General features: G+C 72.1%; 13 protein-coding genes. 10 read left to right on the top strand and 3 right to left on the bottom strand.

Going from position 1 to position 15369, the window contains the following annotated elements:
* The first annotated feature begins 208 nt into the window (after nucleotides 1-208).
* The 3 genes from ACSMXO_RS41730 to ACSMXO_RS41720 all read left to right on the top strand — a co-directional run bounded on the left by ACSMXO_RS41730 (nucleotide 209) and on the right by ACSMXO_RS41720 (nucleotide 3260).
* Nucleotides 209-1084, top strand: coding sequence for a hypothetical protein (locus ACSMXO_RS41730; RefSeq protein WP_455416132.1), 876 nt, complete (start codon nucleotides 209-211; stop codon nucleotides 1082-1084).
* A gap of 123 nt (nucleotides 1085-1207) precedes the next feature.
* Complete coding sequence (gene purB, locus ACSMXO_RS41725) at nucleotides 1208-2632, top strand: adenylosuccinate lyase (RefSeq protein ID WP_455416131.1); 1425 nt, start codon at nucleotides 1208-1210, stop codon at nucleotides 2630-2632.
* Between the two features lie 121 nt (nucleotides 2633-2753).
* Nucleotides 2754-3260: a hypothetical protein gene (locus ACSMXO_RS41720; protein WP_346258033.1), complete on the top strand. Its 507-nt coding sequence runs from the start codon at nucleotides 2754-2756 to the stop codon at nucleotides 3258-3260.
* Nucleotides 3261-3289: 29 nt separating this feature from the next.
* Here the strand turns inward: ACSMXO_RS41720 and ACSMXO_RS41715 are convergent, their stop codons facing one another.
* Both ACSMXO_RS41715 and ACSMXO_RS41710 read right to left on the bottom strand, forming a co-directional pair.
* Entirely contained in the window at nucleotides 3290-3748 is a 459-nt protein-coding gene (locus tag ACSMXO_RS41715) for a YbjQ family protein (protein WP_318398999.1), read from the bottom strand.
* Nucleotides 3749-3967: 219 nt separating this feature from the next.
* On the bottom strand, nucleotides 3968-4648 hold the full coding sequence (locus ACSMXO_RS41710; RefSeq protein ID WP_432875502.1) for a DUF1986 domain-containing protein: 681 nt from the start codon (nucleotides 4646-4648) through the stop codon (nucleotides 3968-3970).
* A gap of 357 nt (nucleotides 4649-5005) precedes the next feature.
* Between ACSMXO_RS41710 and purS the strand changes: the two genes are divergently transcribed.
* The 4 genes from purS to ACSMXO_RS41690 are packed head-to-tail and all read left to right on the top strand — an operon-like array spanning nucleotide 5006 to nucleotide 9613.
* Nucleotides 5006-5269, top strand: coding sequence for a phosphoribosylformylglycinamidine synthase subunit PurS (purS, locus tag ACSMXO_RS41705; protein ID WP_346258031.1), 264 nt, complete (start codon nucleotides 5006-5008; stop codon nucleotides 5267-5269).
* Nucleotides 5266-5949 (top strand): phosphoribosylformylglycinamidine synthase subunit PurQ, encoded by a 684-nt coding sequence (gene purQ / locus ACSMXO_RS41700; protein WP_455416130.1) that lies wholly within the window; start codon nucleotides 5266-5268, stop codon nucleotides 5947-5949. The genes purS and purQ overlap by 4 nt, the downstream gene beginning before the upstream one ends.
* 17 nt (nucleotides 5950-5966) lie before the next feature.
* On the top strand, nucleotides 5967-8792 hold the full coding sequence (gene purL, locus ACSMXO_RS41695) for a phosphoribosylformylglycinamidine synthase subunit PurL (protein ID WP_455416129.1): 2826 nt from the start codon (nucleotides 5967-5969) through the stop codon (nucleotides 8790-8792).
* A gap of 47 nt (nucleotides 8793-8839) precedes the next feature.
* The gene (locus tag ACSMXO_RS41690; RefSeq protein ID WP_455416128.1) at nucleotides 8840-9613 is read left to right on the top strand and encodes a 2-phosphosulfolactate phosphatase; all 774 of its coding nucleotides are present in this window, start codon (nucleotides 8840-8842) and stop codon (nucleotides 9611-9613) included.
* Nucleotides 9614-9733: 120 nt separating this feature from the next.
* On the opposite strand, the gene ACSMXO_RS41685 is transcribed toward ACSMXO_RS41690, so the two are convergent.
* Nucleotides 9734-11221, bottom strand: a complete 1488-nt coding sequence (locus ACSMXO_RS41685) for a carboxypeptidase-like regulatory domain-containing protein (RefSeq protein WP_455416127.1) — start codon at nucleotides 11219-11221, stop codon at nucleotides 9734-9736.
* 609 nt (nucleotides 11222-11830) lie between these two features.
* On the opposite strand from ACSMXO_RS41685, the gene ACSMXO_RS41680 reads away from it, so the two are divergent.
* The 3 genes from ACSMXO_RS41680 to purM all read left to right on the top strand — a co-directional run bounded on the left by ACSMXO_RS41680 (nucleotide 11831) and on the right by purM (nucleotide 15191).
* On the top strand, nucleotides 11831-12184 hold the full coding sequence (locus ACSMXO_RS41680; protein WP_346258027.1) for a sterol carrier family protein: 354 nt from the start codon (nucleotides 11831-11833) through the stop codon (nucleotides 12182-12184).
* A gap of 151 nt (nucleotides 12185-12335) precedes the next feature.
* Nucleotides 12336-13901 (top strand): amidophosphoribosyltransferase, encoded by a 1566-nt coding sequence (gene purF / locus ACSMXO_RS41675; RefSeq protein WP_318399091.1) that lies wholly within the window; start codon nucleotides 12336-12338, stop codon nucleotides 13899-13901.
* 144 nt (nucleotides 13902-14045) lie between these two features.
* Nucleotides 14046-15191 carry a phosphoribosylformylglycinamidine cyclo-ligase gene (purM, locus tag ACSMXO_RS41670; protein ID WP_318399006.1) on the top strand — a complete coding sequence of 382 codons (1146 nt, stop codon included), beginning with the start codon at nucleotides 14046-14048 and terminating at the stop codon, nucleotides 15189-15191.
* The last annotated feature ends 178 nt before the right edge of the window (nucleotides 15192-15369 follow it).

Genomic DNA, 15369 nt, shown 5'->3' with positions numbered 1-15369 from the left:
TCCTGAGGTGTGGTCAATCCGTCGTGGGCAGTGCGGGCGGGACCAAACTACCAACAGCAAGTGGCCAGAGGCAGAAGGTGAGGGAGTGTTGTTGAGCTGCCTGCACCATTTATTCGTTTTGCTGCTTTTATTCCTGGCGCCGTCACGGTCCTCCGCAATCTCCGTCTAGACGAGAGGAACTGCCGCGACGAATGGAGTACCAACCCGGATGGACGACGAACGCCGACTGACACCGACGGCGGCGCACCGCCGTGCACGCGCCATCACCCGCTTCCGCACCGAGGCGGTCGTCCTGCGTGAGGCGTGGCGGGCGGCGGCGCTGCACCGCTGCCCGGAGCGGACCGGCGCGTGGTGGACGCCTGCGGTCGACAGCCTGACCAGAGCCATCGCGGAGACGCGCGATCCACGGCCGGCCTGTACCCGGCTGGGCCGGGCCAGGGCCGCCGCCGGGATGGGCGTCGACGACACCCTCGCCGACCTCACCGCGCTGTACCGCCAGCTCCCGGCCGGCGAACCCCCCGCCCACCTGGTGCGGACAGTCTGCGACTCGTGGACCGCCGCGACCCTCGTCCCGGACCACGCGGCGGCCTGTGTCGGCGCGCTGCCCCGGCTCGGCAGCGTCGGCCAGCTCCGGGCGGTGCTGAAGGAGATCGTCCGGCGCGCCTGCCGGGCCGGCGTCCCGCTCGGCAACCGGCACGTGCTGCTGGTCGCCGACCTCGCCGTCCCGCCCTCGGCGGCCGGTACCGTCCCGCCACCGGCGGCCGGACCTGCCATCCCACCGACGGAGTGCGGGGAAGACCTGGCGATCGCCGAGGAGTCCGTGCTCCGGGCCCGGGTCGCCACCCGGTTCCGGGCCAGTTTTCCCGACGGCGAGCCGATCATCCGGCTCTGGCCCGGCGGATACGTCGTGCCGACCACCGCCTCGGCCGAGCTGGCGCACCGTACGGTGGTGCTCTCCCGTGGGCTGGCCCGGATCGGGCTGGCCACCGCCCGGCTGTGGTGTCAGGACCTCCCCGACGACATCCCCGCCACCCAGGTGCTCTTCCGGCACCTCACCGACTTCCGGCACCGCACGGAGGGTTGAGGGCGCGGCACCGAGGGCTGAGGGCACCGCGCGGCGGGCTGGGACACCGGCCCCGGGCGAGACGGTTCCGCTCGGCCGGTGGCCGGTAGGCCGGTCGGTCGCGGGATGGTCGAGAATGGCGGGGTGACCAGCATCCCCAACGTCCTCGCCAACCGCTACGCCTCGGCCGAGCTGGCCGCCCTCTGGTCCCCGGAGGAGAAGATCCGGATGGAGCGCCGGCTCTGGCTGGCCGTACTCCGGGCGCAGCGCGATCTCGGCGTGCCGGTGCCGGACGGGGCGGTCGAGGCGTACGAGCGGGTGCTGGACCAGGTTGACCTGGCCTCGATCGCGGCCCGGGAGCGGGTGACCCGGCACGACGTGAAGGCGCGGATCGAGGAGTTCAGCGCGCTGGCCGGGCACGAGCAGGTGCACAAGGGGATGACTTCCCGGGACCTGACCGAGAACGTCGAGCAGCTCCAGATCCGCGCCTCGCTGGAACTGGTCCGGGACCGGGTGGTCGCCACCCTGGCCCGGCTGGCCCGGCTCGCCGTCGAGCACGCCGACCTGGTGATGACCGGCCGCTCGCACAACGTCGCCGCCCAGGCGACCACGCTGGGCAAGCGGTTCGCCAGCGCGGCCGAGGAACTGCTGATCGGGTACGAGCGGCTGACCGACGTGATCGGACGCTATCCGCTGCGCGGCGTCAAGGGTCCGGTCGGCACCGCCGCCGACCAGCTCGACCTCTTCGACGGGGACGCGGCGAAGGTGGCCGAGCTGGAGCGCCGGGTCGCCGAACACCTCGGGTTCCGCCGCGTGCTGGACAGCGTCGGCCAGGTCTATCCGCGTTCGCTGGACTTCGACGTGATCTCCGCGCTGGCCCAGGCCGCCGCCGCGCCGAGCAGCCTGGCCACCACGATCCGGCTTATGGTCGGCCAGGAGCTGGCCACCGAGGGCTTCCGCCCGGGTCAGGTCGGCTCCAGCGCGATGCCGCACAAGATGAACACCCGGTCCAGCGAACGGGTCAACGGCTTCGCGGTGATCATCCGGGGCTACCTGTCGATGGTCGGCGAGCTGGCCGGCGACCAGTGGAACGAGGGCGACGTCTCCTGCTCGGTGGTACGCCGGGTCGCGCTGCCGGACGCGTTCTTCGCCACCGACGGGCTGTTCCAGACCTTCCTGACCGTGTTGGACGAGTTCGGCGCGTACCCGGCGGTGATCGCCCGGGAACTCGACCGCTACCTGCCGTTCCTGGCCACCACCAAGCTCCTAGTGGCGGCGGTGCGGCGCGGGGTCGGTCGGGAGACCGCGCACGAGGTGATCAAGGAGCACGCGGTCGCGGTGGCGCTGGCGATGCGGGAGAAGGGTGCCGCCGAGAACGACCTCTTCGACCGGCTCGCCGCCGACGGCCGGCTCGGGCTGACCCGGCCCGAGATCGACGAGCTGGTCGCCGACCGCGCCGGCTTCACCGGGGCGGCGTCCGCGCAGGTCCGGGCCGTGGTCGACCGGATCGCCGCAGTGGTCGCGGCGCACCCCGAGGCCGCCGCGTACGACCCGGCGCCGATCCTCTGAGCCGCCGGCCCTGAGCGCCGACACGCCGGGCGCCCGCCGAGCGGGCCCAGCCGTCGACCCGCCGAGCGGGCCCAGCCGTCGACACGTGTACCCGGTGGCGGCCGGGCCGCACACTGGGGCCATGCTCGACGACCTCGCCGACCGGGTGTCCCGGCTGGACCGTGCGATCGCGCCGATCGCCAACCGCCCCGTCGACCTGGCCGACCCGGAGTGGGCGGACCGGCTGCGGGCGGCGCCGCCCGCAGTCGAGCAGGCCGGTGTGGCCGACGAGGCGGCCGTCGTCCTGGCCGCGCTCCTCACCCTGTACGCCGAAGGGGACGACTCGACGCGTACGGCGATCCGGGGGCTGTTCCGGAAGCACCGGTCGTTCCAGTGGGGGGTCGGGATGTCGTTCCCGGCCGACACGGCGGAGCGGTTCCGGCGCCAACTGCTGCTGCTCTCCGCCCGCGACCAGGGCCTCGACACCCGGGACGAGCTGCTGACACTCACCGAGCTGTGCCGGGAGGCGAGGGCGGCCGGGGTGGCGCTCGGGCCGGTACTCCGCGAGGTGGCGGACCTCTCCAGCGACGTCGACCGGTACGGCATGGGCTCGATGCGGCAGATCCTGCTCCGCTGCGTACCCGGATGACGCCTACCTGCGTGGCACCTTCCGCAGCGTCAGTTCCGCGGAGTCGGGGTGCCGGCGGCGCTGCCCAGGTCCGGTGCGCTCGGCGCTTCGGCGATCGCACCGGAGTCCAGCGGCTCCGCCAGGTGCGCCGTCTCAGCCGCCACCTTCGGCTGGTCGCTGGGTGGATTCTCCGGTGGCTGCCGGACCGCCACCACCGCCGTGCCGTACGCGCACAGCTCCATCCACATCTCGCCGACCTCGCGGTGGTCGAACCGCATCCCGATCACGGCGTTCGCGCCGAGCCGGGTCGCCTCCTCACCCAACTTCTGCACGGCGTCGGTACGCCAGCGGGTGAGGTTCTCGGGCGCCTTGGGGTCGTAGGCGCCACCACGGAGGTTCTTCACGCCTTCCCGGTACGGGTTCCGGGTTCGGGCTTGGGAAGATACGACCTCGCCGAGTACTGCGCGGATCTCGTACCCCGGTAGATGATCCGTCGTCACGACCAGCACACCTTGATGCTGGCAGAGCCGGGCCCGCCCGCTTTGCGAGGGCTGTTCACATCGCTCCAGTTTGCGAAACGGCGCGGCTGCCGCGAAAGGGCGCCGGGAGCCCGACACCTGCCCCCACGCCGTCAAACGGTCCGGAGTTGACGGAAACGGCGCGGCGCGGACGTCCCAACGCAGCTGGAACGTCCGCGCCATACCCCTGAGGAGGGTGTGGAGTGGTGCCTAGACGCCGGAGACGGAGGTGATCCAGGAACGGTTGTAGGCGACGCTGCCGTAGTTCTGGATGCTCTGCCCGTCGGCGGTGGACGCGACACCCACCTGGGCGCCGTTGTAGACCTGCGGGCCGCCGGAGTCACCGCGCCAGGCGTTGCCGTTGATCCGGGTGCTGCGGATCGCCCGGCCGCCGTACGCGTCGGTGACGTTCGTGCTGGTCACCCGGACCGTGGCGGTCTTCAGGGTGGTGGACGCCGAGCAGCCGCTGTAGCAGGTCATCCCCCACCCGTAGATCGAGTTGGTGGAGTTGACCGGCGGGTACGCGCTGGACAGGGGCATGTAGCTGGTGTTGATCGAGGTGGACAGGTTGAGCAACGCCAGGTCGTACCGGCCGTAGCTGGCGGTCACCCCGCTGGTGGTGCCGCCGGAGGACCGGTTGACGCTGCCGACCCGCACCGACATCGTGCCGCTGACGCAGTGCCGGGCGGTGAGCACCCAGCGGGCCGCGATGATGGTGCCGGAGCAGGTGAACGAGCCGTTGCTGAACACGGCCGCGGCCCACGGGGCCGACGAGACGGTGCCGCCGCCGATGATGAACGGGCTGACCGGGGCGGCTGAGGCGACGGACGGCGCGACGAGCGCGCCGGCCAGGGCGGTGGCGAGCATCACCAGGGTTCGGCGAAGACGCACGGGGGGCTCCTTCCGGGGGGTTTACCCGGGGTCACCGGGTCGGTTCGAGCCGCCGTAGGCGGGAGGATGTCCGCCATACGGGTCTGGACACTCAACGTTCGGTGTAGGTAACCGGACGTTTGACGCCACACGCTAAGCCGTTCGTCACCTATTCACAAGGGTGAACCTCTGCGGTCGGTTTCCGACCCTCTCCGGCGGGTGACCGGGTCCACCGGAGGCGCCCGGCGGGCACCCCGGGTCCGTCGGGGCATCGACGCGCCGGCCCGTGCGTCAACTCGCTGGTCGGCCGGGTACGCTGGCTCCGCTCGCCCCTTTCGTGGGCCGGCACCCAACTGCGTACACAGTCAGGAGTGCCCAGTGCCTCGCGTCGTCGTCGACGTCATGCTCAAGCCGGAGATTCTCGATCCCCAGGGCCAGGCCGTCGCGAATGCGCTGCCGAGGCTCGGAGTCACGGACGTGTCCTCCGTGCGCATCGGTCGGCGGATCGAGATCGAGTTCACCGGCCAGCCGGACCTGGACCGGGCTCGGGAGATCGCGGACAAGTTGCTGGCCAACCCGGTGATCGAGGACTTCGCGGTCCGGGTGGCCGAGGCCGGGGATGCCGAGGAGAGCAATCCATGACCGCCCGGATCGGCGTGGTGACGTTCCCCGGCTCGCTGGACGACCGCGACGCGGCCCGGGCCGCCCGGATCGCCGGCGCCGAGGTGGTGTCGCTCTGGCACGACGACCCCGACCTGCACGGCGTCGACGCCGTGGTGCTGCCCGGCGGCTTCTCCTACGGCGACTACCTGCGGTGCGGCGCCATCGCCCGGTTCGCCCCGGTGATGGAGACCATCGCCGCCGGAGCCCGGGACGGCCTGCCGGTACTCGGCATCTGCAACGGGTTCCAGATCCTCTGCGAGGCACACCTGCTGCCCGGCGCGCTCACCCGCAACCAGCACCTGCACTTCCGCAACCGCGACCAGGTGCTGCGGATCGAGTCGGCGGGCACCGCCTGGACCAACGCGTTCCAGCCCGGGCAGGAGATCCTGATCCCGGTGAAGAACGGCGAGGGCTGCTACGTCGCCGACGAGCGCACCCTCGACGAGCTGGAGGCGACCGGCCGGGTGGTGGCCCGCTACCTGGGCGGCAACCCGAACGGGTCGCTGCGGGACATCGCCGGCATCCGCAACGAGGCCGGCAACGTGGTCGGGCTGATGCCGCATCCGGAGCACGCCGTGGAGGCGCTGACCGGCCCATCCCTCGACGGGCTCGGCTTCTTCACGTCGGTCCTCAAGCACCTCGCGGGAGCACCCGCATGATCGAACGGAGTGAGGTCATGGGCCAGCCAGAGCCCGCCCTCGCCGACCACCCCTCGGCATCCGGCCCCGCCGCGCGGCCCGGCCCGGCCGTCGACCCGGTGGGTCAGCCGGCTCCGGCGGAGCAGCCCGTGCCGGGCCAGGCGGTGCCGGCGAGCGTCGCCGCGGAGCTGCCGGTGAACGGCTACCCCGGCGGCGTGGACACCGTCTCGAACGCGGCGGCCACCCCCGGCGACCTCCAGCCCTACGCCGAGCTGGGCCTGCGCGACGACGAGTACGACCGGATCCGGCAGATCCTCGGCCGCCGCCCCACCCAGTCCGAACTGGCGATGTACTCGATCATGTGGAGCGAGCACTGCTCCTACAAGTCGAGCAAGGTGCACCTGCGGCAGTTCGGCGAGAAGGCCCCGCCGAGCGACCGGCTGCTCGCCGGCATCGGCGAGAACGCCGGAGTGATCCAGATCTCCGACCAGCTCGCGGTGACCTTCAAGGTCGAGTCGCACAACCACCCGAGCTTCGTCGAGCCGCACCAGGGCGCGGCGACGGGGGTCGGCGGGATCGTCCGGGACATCCTGGCGATGGGTGCCCGGCCGGTCGCGGTGATGGACCCGCTGCGGTTCGGTGCCGCCGACCACCCCGACACCGCCCGGGTACTCCCCGGCGTGGTCGCCGGGATCGGCACCTACGGCAACTCGCTCGGCCTGCCCAACATCGGCGGCGAGGTCGTCTTCGACGCCTGCTACCAGGGCAACCCGCTGGTCAACGCGCTCTGCCTCGGCGTGCTACCCGTGCAGCGGTTGCAGAACAAGGCCGCCGCCGGCCCCGGCAACGTCGTGGTGCTGCTCGGCGCCAAGACCGGGCGGGACGGCATCGGCGGGGTCTCCGTGCTGGCCAGCGCCACCTTCGACGACGGCAGCGCCCAGCGCCGCCCGTCGGTGCAGGTCGGCGACCCGTTCATGGAGAAGCTGCTGATCGAGGCGTGCCTGGAGCTGTACGACGCCGGACTCGTCGTCGGCATCCAGGATCTCGGCGGCGCCGGGCTGACCTGCGCGCTCACCGAGACCGCCGCCGCGGCCGGCACCGGCATGCGGGTCTTCCTGGAGCGGGTACCGCTGCGCGAGGCGTCCATGCAGCCGCACGAGATCCTGGCCAGCGAGTCGCAGGAGCGGATGCTGCTGATCGTCGCCCCGGAGAAGCTCGACGCGGTGCTCCGGATCGCCGAGAAGTGGGGCGTACCGGCCAGCGCGATCGGTGAGGTGACCGGTGCCCCGGAGGGCTCCGGTCCGGGCCGGCTGCTGGTCACCTGGCAGGGGCACACCGTGGTCGACGTACCGCCGGGGTCGCTGGTGGACGACGGTCCGGTCTACGCCCGCCCGATGCGGGAGCCGGCCGACCTGATCCTGCTCCAGGCGGACCGGGCCGAGACGCTGCCCCGGCCGGCCACCGCCGAGGCGCTCCGGGAGACCCTGCTCCGGATGATCGCCTCGCCGAACCTCTGTGACAAGACCTGGGTCACCGAGCAGTACGACCGGTACGTGCTCGGCAACACCGTGCTGGCGCAGCCGGAGGACGCCGGGATCATCCGGATCGACGAGCGGTCCGGGCTGGGCGTCGCCATCTCGGTCGACGGCAACGGCCGGTACGCCCGGCTCGACCCGTACCACGGTGCGAAGCTGGCGCTTGCCGAGGCGTACCGGAACGTGGCGGTGACCGGTGCGAAGCCGGTCGCGGTGACCGACTGCCTGAACTTCGGCTCGCCGGAGGACCCGGGCGTGATGTGGCAGTTCGCCGAGGCCGTACGCGGGCTCGCCGACGGCTGCGCCGAGCTGGGCATCCCGGTCACCGGAGGCAACGTCAGCTTCTACAACCAGACGGGTGCGGCGGCGATCCACCCCACCCCGGTCGTCGGGGTGCTGGGCGTGCTGGACGACGTCGCGCAGCGGGTGCCGATGGGCTTCGCCCGGACCACCGGGGCCGACCACGACCTGATCTTCGTGCTCGGCGAGACCCGGCTGGAACTCTCCGGCTCCGAGTGGGCCTGGGTCACCCACGAGCACCTCGGCGGGGTACCGCCGAAGGTCGACCTGGCGGCCGAGCGGGCGCTCGCCGAGCTGATCGCCGAGGCGGCCCGGGTCGGGCACCTGCGCTCCGCGCACGACCTCTCCGACGGCGGCCTCGCCCAAGCGCTGGTCGAGTCGAGCCTCCGGTACGGCGTCGGCGCCAGGATCGCCCTGCCGGAGGGCTTCACCGCCGGCTCGATGCCGTTCGTCTTCCTGTTCAGCGAGTCGGCTGGCAGGGCGATGGTGGCGGTGCCGCGCGGGCACGAGAAGGCGTTCACCGCGCTCTGTGTCGAGCGGGGCGTGCCGTGGACCCTGATCGGGGTCACCGACACCGCCGGAAACGAGCTGGAGATCCGGGACCAGTTCACGATCGGCCTGCCGGAGCTGCGCGCGGCGCACAGCGCGACCCTGCCGAGCCTGTTCGGCGAGGGCTCGGCGACGCTGGCCGAAGCCGTCGCGACCGGCACGAGCACCCCGGACCCCGGGCCAGCCGGCTCCGACCGGGGCGCCGCCGAGCCGCTCGTCGACACCGACCCGGCCGAGCCGGACGCCGCCGACGGGGCCGACGGGACCGAGCCGGTGGACTCCGGCGCTACCGCGTCGGCGCCGGCCGCCGGTCCGGAGGCCGCCGCAGGTCCCGCCACCGTTGCCGCTCCGGACGACACCGCCGCTGCCGGTGACGCCGCTCCAGCGGCTTCGGCTCCGGTGGACGCCGCTCCGAGCACCGCCGACGGGCACCAGGAGGCGGCGGCCCGGACCGACGCCGGAGATCGCCCGACGGATTGATCCGACCGCGCGGCGGTCGGATCTTCCGGTGGCGAGGGAACCGCATCGTGACGGAACCAGCAGGACCGGCGGAGTCGGTCTACGCCCAGCCCGGTACCGGCGCCAGGCTGGACTGGGGGCTGGCCGGCGCGGCCGAGTTGAGCCGGGTCTGCGCGGTGCTGGTGGTGGTCGACGTGCTCTCCTTCACCACGTCGGTCGAGGTGGCGGTCGCGCGGGGGATGCGGGTGCATCCGTTCCCCTGGGGCGCCCAGGCCGCCGAGTACGCCACCCGGGTCGGCGCGGTAGCCGCCGTCGGCCGACGCGCGGTGACGCCGGAGCATCCCTGGTCGCTCTCCCCGGCGGCCCTGTACACCGCTCCGGTCATACCGGACCTGGTGCTGCCGTCCCCGAACGGCTCGGCGATCAGTGCCGCCGCCAGCGCCACCGGGCTGCCAGTGGTGGCGGCCTGCCTGCGTAACGCCACCGCCGTCGGGCGCTGGCTCCTCGCCCAGGGGTACGGCTCGACCACGGCACCGATCGGTGTCGTCGCGGCGGGGGAACGCTGGCCGGACGACAGTCTCCGGCCGGCCGTCGAGGACCACCTCGGCGCGGCTGCCGTACTGGACGCACTCTCCACAGTGTCCGGCGGGCTCTCCGTCGAGGCGGCGCTGGCGCTGGCCGCGCTGAACAGTCTCCCCGACATATCGGCGGCGGTCCGGGGCAGCGTGTCGGGGCGGGAACTCGTCACCCGGGGATTCGGCCAGGACGTCGAGATCGCGGTCCAGGTCGGCGTCTCCGACGTGGTGCCGGTACTCCGCAACGGGGTCTACTCGCCGGCCTGACCCAGATCTTCCCCGTCGCCGTCCCGGGTAACGGACCCATGCGGTGGTGAGAACCGGCAGGGGCCCGGCTCGCCGTCGCGAACCGGGCCCCTGCGGGTTATCTCGTGCGTGCCGCCTCGGTCAGTCGTCCAACCAGTCGAGCGACCGGCGCTCCGAACGGCTCGACTGCTGCGGTGCGGCGGACCGGCTGTGCCCGGCCCGTGGCGCATCGTCGTAGTAGCCGCCGCCAGCCTGCTGCTGGTCGTAGCCACCCCGGTCGTCGTAACCGTTCTGGTCGTCGTAGCCACCACGCGGCTGGTCGTAGCCGCCACCGGTGGTCGGCTGGTCGTAGCCGGCCCGGTCGGCGTCGTAACCCTGCTGGTCGTAGCCGGCCCGGTTGTCGTAGCCCTGCTGGCCGTAACCGTCGTCGGCGCGGTCGTACCCGGCACCGGTACGCGGCTCGTCGCCGTAGCCGCCCTGGCCCGCGCCGTAGCCCCCGGCGTCGTAGCCGTCGTCGTCCCGGCCGTACTGCTGGGTGGGCTCGTAGCCACCGTGGCCGGCACCCGAGGACGGGCGGTAGGCGTTGGTCTCGTACGGGTCGGCCGCCGGGCCGTACTCGTCAGCACCACCGCGGCCACCGGTGTAGCGCCCGGTCGGCTCGTCGTACCCGTCGTCGTAGCCACCGGCACCGTTGGCGGAGTATCCACCGCCGGAGACGGGCGCACCGTAGCCGGCACCCGAGCCGGGAGCGTTGCCGTAGCCGGCCCCGGAGGCGGGAGCGCCGTAGCCGGCACCCGAGCCAGGTGCGTTGCCGTACGCGCCGGCACCCGAGCCGGGGCGGTCACCGTAGCCGTTGGCGTTGCCGCCCCAGCCCGGCTGTCCGGCGCCGTAGCCCGGCGTCTGCGGCCCGGGCAGCGGCGCACCGTACGGATCCGGGAACTCCTCGTCGACCAGTGGGGCACTGTGCATCATGGTCGGTGCGTCGGCCAGGTTGCCGCCCCGGTTGACCATCGTCGGGTCGGCACCGGCCCGGTTGGTGACCCGGGTGGCGTCGTCGTAGCCGCCCCGGCCGGCCCCCGCGCCCGAGCGCGGCCCCGGCCCGCCCGGCCCGTCCTCGTCGTCATCGCCGCCGTCTTCCTTGCGGCGCATCAGCAGCAGCACGATCGCGCCGACACCGAGCGCGACCAGCAGGCCGCCGGCCAGGATCAGTACCCACGAGCCGAGCCCGCCGCCGGACTCCTCGTTGGCGGCCTGGTCCGCCGCGCCGGCATCCTGGCTCTCCTCCGCGGCGGCGTCCTCGGTCGGCTCCTCCTCGGCGGCGTCCTCGGTCGGCTCCGCCGAGGTCTCCGGTGTCGCGCTCGGCGCACCGGCCAGGGCGAGTTGGATGCCCTGGTTGTTGACCCGGGCGCCAGCGGCCCCGTTCACGTCCTTGGTGTCGGTGATGCCGTCCTTGGTGGCCCGGATCTGGAGCCGCCCCGGCGCGATCGGCCGTTCCCGCGAACCAGTGAACCGGTAGCTGCCGCTGTTGCTCGTGTTGGTCGTGTGGGTACGACCCTGCCCGTCGGTCAGCCGGACGCTGGCGTTGGGAACCCCGTCTCCGGTGGTCTCGTTGGTGACCCGCCCCGACACCTCGGCGACCGTCTGCACCGGCGGCGGCGCGGGTCGACCGACCAGAGTTACTCGGGCGGTGGCTGTATCAGTGGGGCCGTTGCCGATAAGGGCGTCCTCCGTGGCGCGGACAGTGATCGTCGCACTCTGGTTAGAGTCAAGCGTTGCCGACGTCCGTTTGAAGACGGCCGTGTAGCTGCCAGCCTCGGCATCTTGCACGGAGCATCCATCCGTGCAAGTCAGCCGCGAGTTGTCGGAACTAACCTGGATGTCGGCGTTGTCACCACTGCCGTTGAAGGCGAGCGTGAACCTGACCGTCGTGGTGCCGTTGACATCGACAGAGCTAGGCGAGGCGGTAACGGTTCTGAGGTCTGGGTCAGCCAATGCTGGTGTGGTGGGTAGAGCGAATACAGCGCTGGCTGCCAGCGCTACGACCACACCGGCCCGGGAGATCCAGGCTCGTCGGTGTGCTGTCACGTCCACCGCCTTCCGGGGCTCCACCGCCGACCCGTCGTCGGCCGGGGATCAACCCATACGACTACACCGTCGGCAACTATGCCTTGTCTGACCGGATGAGCGCGACCCAGGGGCGGCGAAAAATGCCACGAAGCCGGGTCGTATCGTCCCGACGTGTCCTCTCCGCACAATAAGTCCGCAGCGGTCGCGGCCGCGCTGGCGGACCTCGACGCCGGCCGTACGCCGGACCGGACGACGTTGCGGGACGCCGTTCGTGCCCTGCTGAGCGACCTGGCCCGGGCTGCGCCGGGCCGGGCGGTAGAGGTCCGGGTGCCACCCTATGGGGCGATCCAGTGTTGTGCGGGGCCCCGACACACGCGTGGCACGCCGCCCAATGTGGTGGAGATGGCACCGGAGACCTGGCTCCGGCTGGCGACCGGGCGGATGTCCTGGTCGGCGGCGGTCGCCGAGGGCCTGGTGCAGACGAGTGGCAATCGTGCTGATATCTCCCCATTCCTTCCTGTCTAGCCATGCTTATCCATCACCATCCGTCACTTACGGGGGCCATAACGTGGCTCTCTGTGTCGGCTGCGGTTCGCGTACACTGTCTGAGTCGACGGAACCCGAAATCACCCGGGTGACAGGCGAGTCCGAGCAGATCAGCAAGAGGGAGCGGCAGGTGCCCCGAGGCGACGGCCGGTTGAGCCATGACCTCGACCCCCAACGACCCGGCCCACAGGACGCGTGCGGCGTTTTCGGAGTCTGGGCTCCGGGCGAAGAGGTGGCGAAGCTCACCTACTTCGGTCTCTACGCACTCCAGCACCGTGGCCAGGAGGCTGCCGGCATCGCCGTCAGCGACGGGTCGGGCGTGGTGGTCTACAAGGATCTCGGCCTCGTCGCCCAGGTCTTCGACGAGCCGACGCTGGCGAGCCTGCGCGGCCACCTGGCGATCGGGCACACCCGATACTCCACGACCGGCGGGTCGACCTGGGAAAACGCCCAACCGACCATCCGGGCCAACACGGCGGGCACGACGATCGCGTTGGCGCACAACGGCAATCTGGTCAACACCGCCGAGCTCGCCCGGGACGCGGTCGAGCGCGGCATGGACTCCGACGGGTCGACCTCCGACACCGCCCTGGTGACCACGCTGCTGGCCAGCCGCCCCGACCTGTCGGTCGAGGCCGCCGCGCTGGAGGTGCTGCCGACGCTGCGCGGCGCGTTCAGCTTCGTCTTCATGGACGAGACCACCCTCTACGCCGCCCGTGACGCGTACGGGGTCCGTCCGCTGGTGCTCGGCCGGCTGGAGCGCGGCTGGGTGGTGGCGAGCGAGACCGCCGCGCTGGACATCGTCGGGGCGAGCGTGGTCCGCGAGGTCGAGCCCGGCGAGCTGATCGCCATCGACGAGCACGGCCTGCGGTCGGCCCGGTTCGCGGCACCGGAGCCGAAGGGCTGTCTCTTCGAATACGTCTACATCGCCCGGCCGGACACCACGATCGCCGGCCGCAACATCCACGCCGCCCGGGTCAGCATCGGCCGGCAGCTCGCCCGGGAGCACCCGGTCGAGGCCGACCTGGTGATCCCGGTACCGGAGTCCGGCACTCCGGCCGCGATCGGCTACGCGGAGGAGTCCGGCATCACCTACGGCGCCGGCCTGATGAAGAACCCGTACGTCGGGCGCACCTTCATCCAGCCGTCGCAGACGCTCCGTCAGCTCGGCATTCGGCTCAAGCTCAACCCGCTCCGGGAGAACGTCCGGGGCAAGCGGGTGGTCGTGGTGGACGACTCGATCGTGCGGGGCAACACCCAGCGGGCGATCGTCCGGATGCTGCGCGAGGCCGGTGCCCTGGAGGTGCACGTCAGGATCTCCTCGCCGCCGGTCAACTGGCCCTGCTTCTACGGCATCGACTTCGCCACCCGGGCGGAGCTGCTCGCCAACGGGCTGGACAACGAGGGCATCCGGCGGTCGATCGGGGCCGACAGCCTCGGGTACGTCTCCCTGGCCGGTCTCATCGCGTCCACCGAGCAGCCGAAGACCCGGCTCTGCCGGGCCTGCTTCGACGGGGAATACCCGATCGAGCTGCCGGCGGGGAACCTGATCGGCAAGCACGTACTCGAAGGAGTTGACCGCCGGGTCGCCGGCGCCGGGGCGGAGGAGGCGGTCCCGGACGGGGCCGCCCGCGGTCCGGGCGGTCAGCCGTTCGTGAGCAGTTCCAGTGGCGGCGAGGTGTCGTCGCACGCGTAGGCACCACGCCGGGTGGGCTCATGGGCACGACGCCCGGCGACAGGACCGGCCCGACCGGACACATCCGGCCGGGCAGCACGAAAGTCGAGCGATCCTCGACCGCTACCGACGCGGCCAGCCGCGAGAACCACAAAGGGGAGAACCGTGACGCACGTGACCGAGCGCAGTGGTGCAGGAAGCGGCCCGGGCGGCACCCATCAGCCCTGGACGGCGGGGATGGGCCGGTCCGGCCGCAAGCGCACCGTGTCGTACGCGGACGCCGGCGTCTCGATCCACGCCGGTGAGCGCGCGGTCGAACTGCTCCGGCCGAAGGTGCAGGGCACCCGGCGCCCCGAGGTGATGGGCGACATCGGCGGTTTCGCCGGCCTGTTCCGGCTGGACACCCAGAAGTACCGCAACCCGATCCTCGCCTCGTCGACCGACGGGGTGGGCACCAAGCTGGTCATCGCGCAGCAGATGGACATCCACGACACGGTCGGCATCGACCTGGTGGCGATGGTGGTGGACGACCTGGTCGCCTGCGGTGCCGAGCCGCTCTTCCTGCTCGACTACATCGCCTGTGGCGAGGTCGTCCCGGACAAGGTCGCCGAGATCGGCGCCGGCATCGCCGACGGTTGCCGGTACGCCGGCTGCGCGCTGCTCGGCGGCGAGACCGCCGAGCACCCCGGGGTGCTCCGTCCGGACGAGTACGACGTCTCGGCCACCGGCGTGGGTGTGGTGGAGGAGAGCGAGATCCTCCGCCCGGAGCGGGTCGAGGTCGGCGACGTCGTGATCGCGATGGGCTCGTCCGGCCTGCACTCCAACGGCTACTCCCTGGTCCGGCACGTGCTGCTCGGCGCCGGCCGGATGCGGCTGGACAGCGTGATCGAGGACTTCGGCCGGCAGCGCACCCTGGGTGAGGAGCTGCTGACCCCGACCAAGATCTACGCGCAGGACTGCCTGAAGCTGATCGCCGAGGCCGAGGTACGCGCCCTGGCGCACGTCACCGGCGGCGGCATTCCCGGCAACCTGGTCCGGGTGCTCCCGGACAACGTCGACGCGGTGGTCAACCGGGCCACCTGGCGGCCGCAGCCGATCTTCGACCTGGTCCAGGCCAAGGGCCGGATCGAGGACCAGGACATGGAGTCCACCTTCAACATGGGCGTGGGCATGTTCGCGATCGTGTCGGCCGAGGACGCCGACCGGGCACTGGCCTGCCTGACCGGCCGGGGTGTCGAGGCCTGGCAGGCGGGTGAGATCATCGAGGGCACCGGTGAGGTGCACATGATCGGCCAGCACACCCGGGGCTGACCCGGCGCACGAGCCGGCGGCCACCCGGGGCGCGACCCTGCCACCCGGGCCACGACGCCGGGCCGAGCACAACAAAAACGCCAAAACCCGCATCCGCGATATTTGCCCGTGATTCTCGGCATACCTGGTCAGGACTTCACCGGGGTGGCTACCGCCACCTAGCCTGAGGGGCACCTCA

The organism is Plantactinospora sp. DSM 117369, from assembly GCF_053764795.1.
The sequence above is the reverse complement of the archived record's forward strand: the minus strand, read 5'-3'. Positions and strand labels throughout refer to the sequence as shown.